At 62.4% G+C, this 13005-nt stretch carries 9 protein-coding genes; 4 read left to right on the plus strand and 5 right to left on the minus strand.

Translation table 11 applies throughout. The features are described from left to right. The first annotated feature begins 121 nt into the window (after nt 1-121). From KI617_RS03160 to KI617_RS03175, 4 genes are all read left to right on the plus strand, one after another. Nucleotides 122-805, plus strand: coding sequence for a response regulator transcription factor (locus KI617_RS03160; RefSeq protein WP_226450533.1), 684 nt, complete (start codon nt 122-124; stop codon nt 803-805). Nucleotides 806-883: 78 nt separating this feature from the next. Next, complete coding sequence (apbC, locus tag KI617_RS03165; protein WP_226450535.1) at nt 884-1975, plus strand: iron-sulfur cluster carrier protein ApbC; 1092 nt, start codon at nt 884-886, stop codon at nt 1973-1975. Between the two features lie 71 nt (nt 1976-2046). Continuing rightward, nucleotides 2047-2613 carry a dCTP deaminase gene (dcd, locus tag KI617_RS03170; RefSeq protein ID WP_226450537.1) on the plus strand — a complete coding sequence of 189 codons (567 nt, stop codon included), beginning with the start codon at nt 2047-2049 and terminating at the stop codon, nt 2611-2613. Nucleotides 2614-2684: 71 nt separating this feature from the next. Then, complete coding sequence (locus tag KI617_RS03175) at nt 2685-4913, plus strand: arginine/lysine/ornithine decarboxylase (protein ID WP_226450539.1); 2229 nt, start codon at nt 2685-2687, stop codon at nt 4911-4913. A 9-nt stretch (nt 4914-4922) separates the two neighbouring features. Here KI617_RS03175 and KI617_RS03180 read toward each other — a convergent pair whose 3' ends face one another. From KI617_RS03180 to KI617_RS03200, 5 genes are read right to left on the minus strand one after another with little or no spacing between them, the layout of a single operon-like run. Further along, nucleotides 4923-5414 (minus strand): dihydrofolate reductase, encoded by a 492-nt coding sequence (locus tag KI617_RS03180; RefSeq protein ID WP_226450540.1) that lies wholly within the window; start codon nt 5412-5414, stop codon nt 4923-4925. Between the two features lie 8 nt (nt 5415-5422). Next, nucleotides 5423-6880 (minus strand): glycogen synthase GlgA, encoded by a 1458-nt coding sequence (gene glgA / locus KI617_RS03185; RefSeq protein ID WP_226450542.1) that lies wholly within the window; start codon nt 6878-6880, stop codon nt 5423-5425. Between the two features lie 2 nt (nt 6881-6882). Continuing rightward, entirely contained in the window at nt 6883-8463 is a 1581-nt protein-coding gene (pgi, locus tag KI617_RS03190) for a glucose-6-phosphate isomerase (RefSeq protein ID WP_226450544.1), read from the minus strand. After that, complete coding sequence (gene glgP, locus KI617_RS03195) at nt 8460-11030, minus strand: alpha-glucan family phosphorylase (RefSeq protein WP_226450545.1); 2571 nt, start codon at nt 11028-11030, stop codon at nt 8460-8462. Before glgP ends, pgi begins: the two co-directional genes overlap by 4 nt. Further along, nucleotides 11027-13003, minus strand: coding sequence for an alpha-amylase/4-alpha-glucanotransferase domain-containing protein (locus KI617_RS03200; protein ID WP_226450547.1), 1977 nt, complete (start codon nt 13001-13003; stop codon nt 11027-11029). The genes glgP and KI617_RS03200 overlap by 4 nt, the downstream gene beginning before the upstream one ends. Nucleotides 13004-13005 lie beyond the last annotated feature (2 nt).

Genomic DNA, 13005 nt, shown 5'->3' on the forward strand with positions numbered 1-13005 from the left:
ATTGGCGCGGCCGGGGTTTGTGACGGAAAGTAAACAAGTGTGATCACTTGGTAAATTTGCCGGTGGCATTGTTGCTCTGCCGGCTTGATGGGCGCAAAATTCAACAAAAATGGGAGGTTGTATGAACTTTGCGGTCGTTGAAGACAGCAGAAGCCAGGCTGAAGTTCTGAAGGCACTTTTGAAGAGTGAAGGCCATCAGGTCGAGATTTTCGCCGAAGGCAAGCCCTGCATCGAGGCGCTGAAGACGCGCAGCTTCGACTTTTTCGTCATTGACTGGAATCTGCCGGATATTGGCGGTGACGAAGTTCTCAAGCAAATTCGGGAACATTGTGGCTGGGATGTGCCGGTCCTGTTCTGCACCGGTCGTACCGACGAAGAGGCGGCGGCCGATATTCTTCGTCTGGGTGCCGATGATTATGTCCCGAAGCCCATCCGCTACATGGAGTTCCTGGCGCGCGTCCAGTCTTTGCTGCGCCGCCGGAAGCCTCGCCCTGCCACCCTGCAGTTCGGCAATATCGAAATCGACCTCGAGGGGCGGCGAATTCGATTGTGCGGCCTGGATGTCGAGCTGACCCAGCGCGAATTTGAACTCGCCGTCATCCTGTTGCGTAATGTGGGTCGTGTGCTGTCGCGGGAAGAGTTGCTGACCAGTGTCTGGTCGCGGGAGGCGGGGGTGGATACCCGTACCGTCGATACGCATGCCAGCCGTTTGCGCAAGAAACTGGGGCTGGCTGGGGAAAGCGGCCTGATGCTTTCCTCCGTTTATGGCCAGGGTTACCGGCTGGATACAGTTCAGCCGGCCTGATTCTCTATCTCCGGGTTTGGGTTATACTAGACAAAATTGGTCGGGTATTCCCGGCGGTCACCCAAAACCGGAGATTTCATGAGTCTTTCAGAACAGCAAATCAAGGCTGCGCTTTCTGCTGCGGTCGATCCCAATACTGGTAAGGATTTCGTCGCCGGCAAGGCGGTGAAGAACATCAAGATCGACGGTAACGACGTCGCCTTCGATATCGAACTCGGCTACCCGGCCAAGACCCAGATTGATCTCATCCGCAAGCAGGTGATCGCGGCTGTGCGTGCGGTGCCGGGTATCGGCAATATTTCCGCCAACGTTTTCACCAAGATTGTCGCTCACTCGGTGCAGATGGGCGTCAAGCTGATGCCGGGCGTCAAGAACATCATCGCGGTGGCTTCCGGCAAGGGTGGCGTCGGCAAGAGCACGACCGCGGTCAATCTGGCCCTGGCCCTGGTCCAGGAAGGCGCCAGCGTCGGTATCCTCGATGCCGACATCTACGGCCCGTCGCAGCCGCAAATGCTCGGCCTGGCTGGTCAGCAGCCGGAATCGAAGGACGGCCAGAGCATGGAGCCGCTTGAGGCCTATGGCCTGCAGGCGATGTCCATCGGTTTCATGGTCGATGTCGAAACGCCGATGGTCTGGCGCGGGCCGATGGTGGCGCAGGCGCTCGACCAGATGCTGGGCCAGACCAACTGGCACGATATCGATTATTTGATCGTCGACATGCCGCCAGGTACCGGTGACATCCAGTTGTCACTGGCCCAGAAGGTGCCGGTGACCGGTGCTGTGATCATCACCACGCCGCAGGACATCGCGCTGATCGACGCGCGCAAGGGCCTGAAGATGTTCGAGAAGGTGAATATCCCCATCCTCGGCATTGTCGAGAACATGAGCATCCACATTTGCTCGAAGTGTGGTCACGAAGAGCATATCTTCGGCGAAGGCGGCGGCGAGCGAATGTGCCAGGACTACGACGTCGAGTTCCTGGGCAGCCTGCCGCTGGAAATGGCCATTCGCCAGATGGCCGATGGCGGCAAGCCGACCGTGGTTGGCGACCCGGATTCGCGCACGGCCGAGATCTACCGCGGCATCGCCCGCCGCGTGGCAGTCAAGATTGCCGAGAAAGCCAAGGATATGACCTCGAAGTTCCCCAATATCGTGGTCCAGAACACCTAAGTTTTTGCCAAAACCACAGACAAAGGCGGGTAAAATCCCGCCTTTGTTTTTTGTCGTACGGAACCGAGAAAATGGCCATCAAATCAGACAAATGGATACGCCGCATGGCGGCAGAGCACGGCATGATCGAGCCGTTCGAACCCGAGCTGGTGCGTGAAGCGAATGGCGAAAAGATCGTCTCCTACGGCACCTCCAGTTACGGCTACGATATTCGTTGCGCCCGTGAGTTCAAGGTCTTCACCAACATCAACTCGACCGTCGTCGATCCGAAGAACTTCGACCCGAAGTCCTTCGTCGAGATCGAATCCGATGTCTGCATCATCCCGCCGAACTCTTTTGCCCTGGCCCGGACCATGGAATATTTCCGTATTCCGCGCTCGGTGCTGACCGTCTGCCTCGGCAAGTCGACCTATGCCCGCTGCGGCATCATCGTCAATGTGACGCCGTTCGAGCCGGAATGGGAAGGCTACGTCACGCTGGAGTTTTCCAATACGACGCCGCTGCCCGCCAAGATCTACGCCGGTGAAGGTTGTGCCCAGGTGCTGTTCTTCGAATCCGACGAGATTTGCGAAACCTCGTACAAGGATCGTGGCGGCAAGTACCAGGGGCAAGTTGGCGTGACCCTACCCAAAATCTGACGCTGCACTGTAACAAAAACGTCTTATTCTGTGACCCGCTGCGGCGGGTCGCCGCTTTTTAAGGATTCATCATGCGCTTCCACTTCCCCATCATCATCATCGACGAGGACTTCCGCTCGGAAAATACCTCGGGTTTCGGTATCCGCGCCCTGGCCGAGGCGATCGAGAAGGAGGGCATGGAAGTGGTCGGCGTGACCAGCTACGGCGACCTGACCTCGTTCGCCCAGCAGCAGAGCCGCGCCTCGGCTTTCATCCTGTCGATTGACGACGAGGAACTGGCGCTGGAGCCCGAAGAGACGCTGGCCGAGCTGCGCGCCTTCGTCAAGGAAATCCGCAACCGCAACGCCGAGATACCGATCTTCCTGCATGGCGAAACCCGCACCTCGCGCCACATCCCGAACGACGTGCTGCGCGAGCTGCATGGCTTCATCCACATGTTCGAGGACACGCCGGAGTTCATCGCTCGCAACGTCAAGCGCGAGGCGCAGGCTTATCTCGATTCGCTGCCGCCGCCGTTCTTCCGGGCGCTGACGCATTACGCGGCCGATGGCTCGTATTCCTGGCACTGCCCCGGCCACTCGGGCGGCGTCGCCTTCCTGAAGTCGCCGGTCGGCCAGATGTTCCACCAGTTCTTCGGCGAAAACATGCTGCGTGCCGACGTCTGCAATGCCGTCGAGGAACTCGGCCAACTGCTCGACCACACTGGCCCGGTCGCCGCTTCCGAGCGCAACGCGGCTCGCATCTTCAATGCTGACCACCTGTATTTCGTCACCAACGGCACCTCGACCTCGAACAAGATCGTCTGGCATTCGACCGTCGCGCCGAACGACATCGTCGTCGTCGACCGCAACTGCCACAAGTCCATCCTGCACGCCATCATGATGACCGGCGCGATTCCGGTCTTCCTGATGCCGACGCGCAACAACTTCGGCATCATCGGCCCGATCCCGAAGTCGGAATTCCTCTGGGAGAACATCCAGAAGAAGATCGCGGCCAATCCGTTCATTACCGACAAGACGGCCAAACCGCGCGTCCTGACCATCACCCAGTCGACCTACGACGGCATCCTCTACAACGTCGAGGACATCAAGGAAGAGCTGGACGGCAAGATCGATACCCTGCATTTCGACGAAGCCTGGTTGCCGCACGCCGCCTTCCACGATTTCTACGGCGATTACCACGCCATCGGCGCCGATCGCCCGCGCTGCAAGGAGTCGATGATTTTCTCGACGCAATCGACGCACAAGCTGCTGGCTGGCCTGTCGCAGGCGTCGCAGATCCTGGTGCAGGATGCCGACAACTACAAGCTCGACCGCGACATCTTCAACGAGGCCTACCTGATGCACACCTCGACCTCGCCGCAGTACTCAATCATCGCCTCGTGCGATGTGGCGGCGGCGATGATGGAAGAGCCGGCCGGTACCGCGCTGGTCGAAGAGTCGATCACCGAAGCCCTTGATTTCCGCCGCGCCATGCGCAAGGTGGACGAAGAGTGGGGCGCTGACTGGTGGTTCAAGGTCTGGGGGCCGGACGACCTGTCCGAAGAAGGTATCGAGGAGCGCGATGCCTGGATGCTCAAGCCGGGCGAGCGCTGGCACGGTTTCAGCAATCTGGCCGACGGTTTCAACATGCTCGACCCGATCAAGGCGACCATCATCACCCCGGGCCTCGATGTCGATGGCGACTTTGCCGACGAATTCGGTATTCCCGCCGCCATCGTCACCAAGTACCTGGCCGAACATGGCGTCATCGTCGAGAAGTGCGGCCTCTACAGCTTCTTCATCATGTTCACCATCGGCATCACCAAGGGCCGCTGGAACACGCTGGTGACCGCGCTGCAGCAGTTCAAGGACGATTACGACAAGAACCAGCCGCTGTGGAAGGTGCTGCCCGAGTTCGTGCAGAAGAATCCGCGTTACGAGCGCGTCGGCCTACGTGACCTATGCACGCAGATTCACAGCGTCTACAAGCAGAACGACGTGGCCCGCCTGACCACCGAAATGTACCTGTCGGACATGGTGCCGGCGATGCGTCCGGCCGATGCCTTCGCCAAGATGGCGCACCGCGACATCGAGCGGGTGCCGGTGGATGAATTGCTGGGGCGCGTCACGGCCGTATTGCTGACGCCGTACCCGCCGGGCATCCCGCTGCTGATTCCGGGCGAGCGCTTCAACCAGACGATTTGCAGCTATCTGAAGTTCGCGCGCGAGTTCAACGCCCGCTTCCCCGGCTTCGAGACCGATGTGCACGGTCTGGTCAAGGGCGCCGATGGCACCTACTACGTGGATTGCGTGCGCTGATTCCTGCCGCTATTTGCGGCGATAGGTCACAAAAGAAAACCCCGTTCCGCTTTGGCTGGACGGGGTGTTTTTTTGCGCGACGTGCCAGTCGGCTGCGCCGATTTCCGGGAACCTGGCATCGCCCTCGGGTTCGAGGTCGACTTCGGTGATTTCCAGTCGGTCGGCGACGGCCATGGCCTGCGTATAAATCTGCTCACCACCAATGATGAAAATGCTTTCGGCGGTCGACGCCAGCTTCAGGGCCTGGTCGAGAGCGTCGGTCACTTCGGCGCCGGGGGCGGCGTAATCGGCCTGGCGGCTGATCACGATGTTGCGGCGGCCGGGGAGCGGGCGGAAACGCGGCGGCAACGATTCCCAGGTCTTGCGGCCCATGACCACCGTCTGGCCGGCGGTCAGCGTCTTGAAGTGCGCCATGTCCTCCGGAATGTTCCAGATCAAGGTGTTGTCCTTGCCGATGACCCGGTTTTTGGCGATGGCGGCGATGATGATGATTTCGGACATGCTTGGGTTTAACCTCGGGTAGCGATGGCGTCGCGATAGAGCGCAACATACTCGTTGGCCGCGTGCGTCCAGGAAAAGTCCCGGCGCATGCCGTTCTGCTGGATACGCAGCCACAGTTTCCTGTCCTGCCAGGTGCGGCACACATGCTCGATGGTCAGCCACAGGGCGTGCGGCGTATCGCCATCCAGCACGAAACCATTGGCCGTCTTGTCGGCCAGGCTGTCTTCGCAGACGTCGACCACCGTATCGGCCAGGCCGCCAGTGGCACGGACAATCGGCGGCGTGCCATAGCGCAGGCTGTACATCTGGTTCAGGCCGCAAGGCTCGAAGCGGGAAGGCATCACGAAGCAGTCGGCGCCGGCTTCGATGCGATGGGCCAGCCCTTCGTCAAAGCCGATCTTGACGACGATCTGTCCCGGGAAGCGCTTGGCCAGATCGATGAAGCCGGCTTCCATCGCCTTGTCACCACTACCCAGCACGACCAGCTGGGCCGGTAACTTGGGCAGGCCTTCGGCGACGGTGAGCAGCAGGTCGAGGCCCTTCTGGCCGGTCAGGCGGCTGATTACGCCAAACAGCGGCCGGTCGGCGGTTACTTCCAGGCCCATTTCGGTTTGCAGCGCCGTCTTGTTGGCCCGTTTGGCCGCCAGTCGATTGGCGGCGTAGGCGAAAGGCAGCGCCGGGTCGGTGGCCGGGTTCCAGAGCTCGGTATCGACGCCGTTCAAAATGCCGCGCAGCGCCGCGCTGCGGTGGCGCAGCAGCGGTGCCAGGCCATAGCCGAAATGCTCATCCTGGATTTCGCGGGCATAGGTCGGGCTGACCGTGGAAATCTGCGAAGCCAGTTGCAGGCCGGCTTTCAGGAAAGAAAGCTGGTCGTGATATTCGACGCCATCGAAACGCCAGGCGTGTTCCGGCAAACCGAGAGAGGCCAGCATGTCGCGGCCGAAGCAGCCCTGGAAGGCGATATTGTGCACGGTCACGACGCTGGCCGCACCGCCCTGGTAATGCAGATAAGCCGGGGCAAGGGCGGTCTGCCAGTCATTAGCGTGGACAATGTCAGGCTGCCAGCCGAGCGGCGAATCCGGCTGGCCGAGGCGGGCGGCAACCCGCGACAGCAGGCCGAAGCGCAGCGCGTTGTCGGGCCAGTCTTGGCCACTGGCATCGAGATAGGGGTTGCCCGGACGATCGTAGAGTTCGGGGCAGTCGAGCAACAGCAATTCCAGCTGGCCGGCCTTGGCGGTCAGCAGTCGGCAAGCCGGCAGGCCGGGCGCGAAGGCGGGCAGCTCGGCGGCCATCGTTGCTGCCGGGAAAGCCTGTTTCAGCGCCGGGTAGGCCGGCAGCAGGACGCGGATGTCGTGGCCCGCCTTGCGCAAGGCAGCCGGCAGGGCGGCGGCAACATCGCCAAGGCCACCGGTCTTGACCCAAGGGGCCATTTCGGAGGTGGCAAAGAGAATCGAGAGCGCGCTCATGATTATCCTTTCAGGGCCGCAATCAGGCCTTGCGTCGAGCTATCGAAGGCCGAGAGGTCGCCATTGCCCTCGATCAGCGGGGTCAATTGGCCGGCCAGTTGTTTGCCGAGTTCGACGCCCCATTGATCGAAAGCGTTCAGGTTCCACAGCACGCCCAGGCAGAAGACCTTGTGCTCGAACAGGGCGAGCAGTTGCCCCAATGTGTAGGGGGCGAGCGCCGGCAACAGCAAGGTGTTCGACGGCTGGTTGCCGGGGAATACCTTGTACGGAATCAGGGCCTCCGAGATGCCCGCTGCGCGGACTTCTTCAGCCGTCTGCCCGAATGCCAGCGCAGCCGATTGGGCCAGGCAATTGGCCAGTAGCGAGGTGTGATGGCCGGGCAGCGGGAAATCGGCTTCGCGCAGCGCCACGAAGTCGGCCGGGATGATGTGGCCGCCCTGATGGAAGAGCTGGTAGAACGAGTGCTGGCCGTTGGTGCCGGACTCACCCCAGATCACCGGGCTGGTCGCGATGTTCAGCGGCTTGCCGTCGCGGTCGACCTGCTTGCCGTTGCTCTCCATTTCCAGCTGCTGCAGGTAGGCCGGAAACAGATGCAGCGACTGGCTGTAGGGCAGCATGGCCTCGGTCGAGGCGCCGAGGAAATTGGTGTTCCACAGGCTGAGCAGGGCCAGCGTCAGTGGCAGGTTCTCGTCGGCCGGGGTGTCGATGAAATGCCGGTCCATGGCGCGGGCGCCGGCCAGCAGTTGCTCGAAGTTTTTCCAGCCGATGGCCAGGGCCAGTGAGAGGCCGATGGCTGACCAGATGGAGAAACGGCCGCCGACCCAGTCCCAGAACTCGAAGACGTTTTCCGGGCTGATGCCGAATTGCTGCGTCAGTTCAAGGTTGGTTGAGATGGCGACGAAATGGCGGGCAATGGCGCTTTCCTGGCCGGCCGTGGCGAGCAGCCAGTCGCGAGCCGTGCGGGCGTTGGTCAGGGTTTCCAGGGTCGTGAAAGTCTTGCTGGCGACGATGAACAAGGTCGTGCGCGGATTGAGGCTGGCAAGCAGTGGCGCGATGTCGGCGCTATCGACGTTGGCGATGAAATGCACGGCGATATCCGGCTGTTGCCGCGCCGACAGCGCCAGGGCCGCCATGCGCGGGCCGAGGTCGGAGCCGCCGATGCCGATATTGACGACATCGGTGATGCGCTCGCCGGAAAAACCGCGCCAAACGCCGTTATGGATGCTTTCGCAGAACGCCTGCTGGCGGGCCTGTGCAGCGCGGACTTCGGCCGGGGCCTGGTCGCCGGCGCGCAGGGCCGTGTGGCGGACAGCGCGGCCTTCGGTGTGGTTGATCGCTTCGCCATCGAGCATCCGGCGGCGCCAGCCGGCGACATCGGCCGTCTCGGCATAGGCGCGCAGCAGCGCCATCGTTTCGGCGGTGATCCGTTGCTTGGAATAGTCGAGCAGCAGGCCGTCGTGGTTGAGCGAAAAATGGGCAAAGCGCTGCGGGTCGGCCGCGAATAGGTCGCGCAGATGCTGTGGGCGCATGGCCTCGGCATGGGCGGCAAGCGCCCGCCAGGCCGGGGTGTCGATGGGGTTCATAGCCAGATCATCAGACCGGTTTCGAGAGGGTGGATCAGCGACGCATGGGTCGGGAAGATGCGGATGCGGTATTCCAGCTTGCCGCACAATTCCGGCGTCAGTTCCAGGTGGTAACGCATTTCGCCGTACTCGTTCTGGCCGTCACAGGTCAGCGGATAGTGGCGAACGCGGCCAATGCCGCCGTTGCGGCCCGGGCGGCCGAACAGGGCTTCGAGCGTCACGTCCTCCGGGCGCAGGCCGTTGAGCTGGACCGCCAGCTCGATGCGGACCGTGCCGCCAAATTTCAGGCGCCGCTCCGGCGTGTCGATGCGATGCAGGCGGACGCCCGGCCAGGCGGCGCGGACCTTGGTTTTCCAGTCGGCGACATGGCGGGCGACGGCAAAATTGTCAGAAAAATACTGCCGTCCGTGGCCGGCGGCCGGGGCATAGAACTTCTTGACGTACTCGCTGACCATGCGGGTCACGTTGAAGCGCGGCGAAATGGTCGCAATGGAGCGCTTCGACATCGCGACCCATTCCGGCGAATAGCCCATCGGGCCGGTCCGGTAATAGGTCGGGATCACCTGGTCCTGCAGCAGTTCGTACAGCGTGCGCGCTTCTTCGGCATCGCGCTGGACATCGCTGAGGTGGCCGGGCACCGGCTTGATCGCCCAGCCATTGGCGATGCCGTCGTCGCCTTCGTCGTAGCCTTCACCCCACCAGCCATCGAGCACCGACAGATTGAGCGCGCCGTTCATCGCTGCCTTCATGCCGGAGGTGCCGGAGGCTTCGAGCGGGTAGATCGGGTTGTTCAGCCAGACATCGACGCCGGCAACCAGCGAACGCGACAGGTGCAGGTCGTAGCCTTCGACGAGCAGGATGCGTCCTTCGAACTCCGGCAGCTTGGCCATTTCGGCGATCTTGCGGATGATTTCCTGGCCCGGCAGGTCGGCCGGGTGGGCCTTGCCGGCAAACAGGAAGAGCACTGGCCGACCGGCCTGGGTGATGATCTCGCGCAGCCAGGTCGGGTCCTGGAAAAGCAGCGCGGCGCGCTTGTAGGTGGCGAAGCGGCGGGCGAAGCCGATGGTCAGGATGTTCGGATTGTCCGGGTCGGCGTATTTGAGCAGGCGGTCGAGGTGCGACGGCGAGCCCTGGTTGCGATGGTGTTGCTCGCGGATGCGCTCGCGCACCAGCTTGAGCAGCTTGGATTTCAGCTGCTGGCGGATGCTCCAGTAGGTGGCGTCGGGGATGTCGTCAATGCCGTTCCAGTTGGCCGGCTGGGTTTGCCGCTCCTGCCAGCCGATGCCGAGATAGTGCTCGAAGGTTTCGAACCACTCCGGGGCCAGGAAGGTGGGCAGGTGGACGCCGTTGGTCACGTAGTCCATCGGATTCTCTTCCGGCAGGATCTGCGGCCACAGGTAGCGGCAGATATCGGCCGAAACGTCACCGTGGATGCGCGAAACGCCGTTGTGGTGGCGCGAGCCGCGCAGGGCCAGGGCGGTCATGTTGAAATCGGTCTTGCCCGGTTCGGCGCCCAGGCCCATCAGATGGTCGCAGCTCAGGCCAAGATCGCCGCACCAGCCGCCGAAATAGTTGCGGATCATTTCCTCCGGGAAGTGATCGTGGCCGGCTGGCACCGGCGTGTGGGTGGTGAATACGACGTTCGAGGCAACTGCTTCGAGAGCGGCGGCATAGGGCAGGCCGCCCTTGATCAGGCTGCGGATGCGTTCGAGGATCAGGAAGGCAGCGTGGCCTTCATTGACGTGCCAGACCGTTGGTTTCAGGCCGAGGGCGGCCAGGGCGCGGGTGCCGCCAACACCGAGCAGGATTTCCTGTTCGATGCGCGTCGTCTTGTCGCCGCCGTAGAGGCGGTGAGTGATTTCGCGGTCGCGCGCGCTATTGATCGGCAGCCAGGTGTCGAGCAGGATCAGCCGGACGTGGCCAACGGTCACTTCCCAGACCTTGGCCTGGATGCTTCGGCCGGGGAATTCGACCGCGACCAGCACTTCCTGGCCATCGGCATCGAGCACCGGGGTGACCGGCAGGTCGTCGAAATCCGAATCGTTGTAGGTGGCCTGCTGATGGCCGTCGGCGGTCAGTGTCTGCTGGAAATAGCCCTGGCGGTAGAGCAGGCCGACGCCGATGAAGGGCAGGCCCATGTCGCTGGCCGCCTTGCAGTGGTCGCCGGCCAGGATGCCGAGGCCGCCGGAATAGATCGGCAGGCTTTCGTGGAAACCGAATTCAGCGCAGAAGTAGGCGATCAGGTCATCGTCGGCGAAGGGCTGGCCATGCACGTGCGCCATGTTCGGCATCTCGTGGTAGGTGTCGTAGGACGAGACGACGCGATTCAAAGCGCCGAGGAAGACCGGGTCTTCGGCAATCGCTTCGAGGCGCTTCTGGTCGGCGCGCTTGAGGAAGGCCTTGGGATTGTGGTTGGTCGCCCGCCACAGCGGATGCGACAGGCTGGCGAACAGGCCCTGGGTCGGGCGGTCCCAGCTGTACCAGAGGTTGTTCGACAGTTCTTCGAGGCGCTCCAGGCGTTCCGGAAGTTGCGGATTGACTTCGAGGTTGAAAACGGTTCCGGTCATGGTCGGCTGGGCTCTATGTTCAGTTGGAGTTGCAGGGTGTGGCAGTCGTCGGGGATGGTCCAGCCAAGCCGGAGTTCGACCGCCTGCATGATTTTCTCAAAGCCGGCTTCCGATTGGGAGACGGTCTGGTGTGGCTGGCCGTGAATTTCGCCGGCCAGGGAGGTTTGTAGCGTCAATCGGCCAGCCAATACCCCATCGTCGAGGCTGAGCGAGGTGGCGGCCGGCAGATGCAAGTCTTGCCCAAAGCCGCCGGGAATGTGCCCATCGGCCAGCGTGTAGTGGCCAAGAAAGCCGTCGCAGCTGGGCATGGCCAGGTTGAGTGCGGTTTCAAAGCGGCGGCCGGCCAGGCCGTTCAATTGCCAGGTGACGGTCACTGTCGAAGCATCCAGGCTGTAGGTCTTGCTGATGTGCGGGCGGGCAAAGCTGAGCGCGCCTTCAGTCTGGAGGTAATCGACTAGTGCTTCGCCATCCAGCTTGTCCAGCCAGAGCGCGCGCGGCAGGGCATCCGGCACGATGTCTTCGACACTGATCGGATGCTTGAAGCGGATGATGTCGTGGGCCGAGGCGATGCCTTCGCCGTGATGCTCGCTCGGGCCGTGGGCGATCCTGTCGTGATAGTGCTCGTGGTAGCGGCGCAGCGTGTCGCCGAAATTGTGCATAAGCGGGTAGCTGCTCAACTCGTGGGCGGCGGCCAGGCCGTCGTTGCGGATGACGACCTGCAGGGCGGTCGTATGGGCGATGGTTTCCGCCTTGCCATCGAAATCGAGGTCGACCGAGGCCATGGCCGGGCGGACATGCAGGGCATCGAGTTCGGCTTCGAGGGCAACGATGTTGTTCCACACGGCGCGCCGCAGGTGCGGCAGGTAGAGCCCGCCGAACAGGCCGTGCCAGTAGGCATCGTTGGCCTGGGCGCGGTACAGGTCGTCGACCAGCGCCTGTGGCGGATTGGCGATTTCACCGAGGCGGGCCGACAGGCCCTGCATGCGCTTGTGCATCCAGTTGGCTTCCGGGTAGCGGGTCAGGAAGTTGCGCCAGATGCCGCCGCGCAGGAAAGGCCGGTGTAGGTCGCCTCGGCCGGCCGCCTTTTCGGCGGCGAGGAAGGACGAATAGATGCCGGCGGCCGGCATCGGCAGCGTCCATTCATTCATCTCGCTGTACGAGGTGGTCGGCAGATAAACGATGCCGCGCGTCGCGTTATTGGCGTGGAAATCGGCATAGGTGCCGGTGCGGATTTTCGGGCTGGCCAGCACGCCTTCGATCAGTGCCTTCAGCCAGCCACGGTTGTAGACCCAGTCGTAGGTTTCCGGCCAGATGCCGAATTTTTCGATGTCGTCGAAGTAGATGGCGGCTGACTGATTTCGATCGGCCAGGCTTTCGAGGTAAGCGATCACTTCGTGCGCCGGCGAGAAGGGCAGGCGATAGCGCAGGGCTTCGGAAATCGGGAAGAGGTCGAGTCGGGTGCCGTCTTCCTCGGTGCTGAAGTAGCCATCGAGTTCATCGGCCGATTTGCCGGTGCAGAAGAAATGGTAGTCGTCGACCGTCACGTAGCGGATACCGGTTTCGGCCAGCGCGGGAACGACGGCTGATTCCCAGACGCGTTCAGTCAGCCAGGCGCCGGTCGGTTTGACATCGGTCCAGGTGGTCAGCTTGTCGTTCAGGGTCTTCAGTTGGCCGACGCGGTCGCGATGCGGAATGGCGGCCAGCACCGGTTCGGTATCGCCGGAGCTGAACAGCTCTACCTGGCCACGCTTGACCATCTGCGCCAGTAGCTCCATGTCGGCCGGGTGGCGTTCGCGCAGCCAGTCGAGCAGCCAGCCGGAAAAATGCGCGGCAAAGCGGAAGTCGGGATAGGCGTGGAGGGTTTCCAGAAAGGGCTTGTAGCAGCGCTGGTGCGCGTCTTCGATCACTTCCGGGAAATTGCCGACCGGCTGGTGGGCGTGCACGCCGAGAAGCAGGGTAACTGCGTGAGTCATGA

Origin of the sequence: Ferribacterium limneticum (assembly GCF_020510625.1) — a bacterium.
Lineage (GTDB): Bacteria > Pseudomonadota > Gammaproteobacteria > Burkholderiales > Rhodocyclaceae > Azonexus > Azonexus limneticus_A.

Coding starts and splice junctions, on each gene's coding strand:
- KI617_RS03160 (WP_226450533.1), top strand. CDS start 122: ATGAACTTTGCGGTCGTTGAAGACAGCAGAAGCCAGGCTGAAGTTCTG.
- apbC (WP_226450535.1), top strand. CDS start 884: ATGAGTCTTTCAGAACAGCAAATCAAGGCTGCGCTTTCTGCTGCGGTC.
- dcd (WP_226450537.1), top strand. CDS start 2,047: ATGGCCATCAAATCAGACAAATGGATACGCCGCATGGCGGCAGAGCAC.
- KI617_RS03175 (WP_226450539.1), top strand. CDS start 2,685: ATGCGCTTCCACTTCCCCATCATCATCATCGACGAGGACTTCCGCTCG.
- KI617_RS03180 (WP_226450540.1), bottom strand. CDS start 5,414: ATGTCCGAAATCATCATCATCGCCGCCATCGCCAAAAACCGGGTCATC.
- glgA (WP_226450542.1), bottom strand. CDS start 6,880: ATGAGCGCGCTCTCGATTCTCTTTGCCACCTCCGAAATGGCCCCTTGG.
- pgi (WP_226450544.1), bottom strand. CDS start 8,463: ATGAACCCCATCGACACCCCGGCCTGGCGGGCGCTTGCCGCCCATGCC.
- glgP (WP_226450545.1), bottom strand. CDS start 11,030: ATGACCGGAACCGTTTTCAACCTCGAAGTCAATCCGCAACTTCCGGAA.
- KI617_RS03200 (WP_226450547.1), bottom strand. CDS start 13,003: ATGACTCACGCAGTTACCCTGCTTCTCGGCGTGCACGCCCACCAGCCG.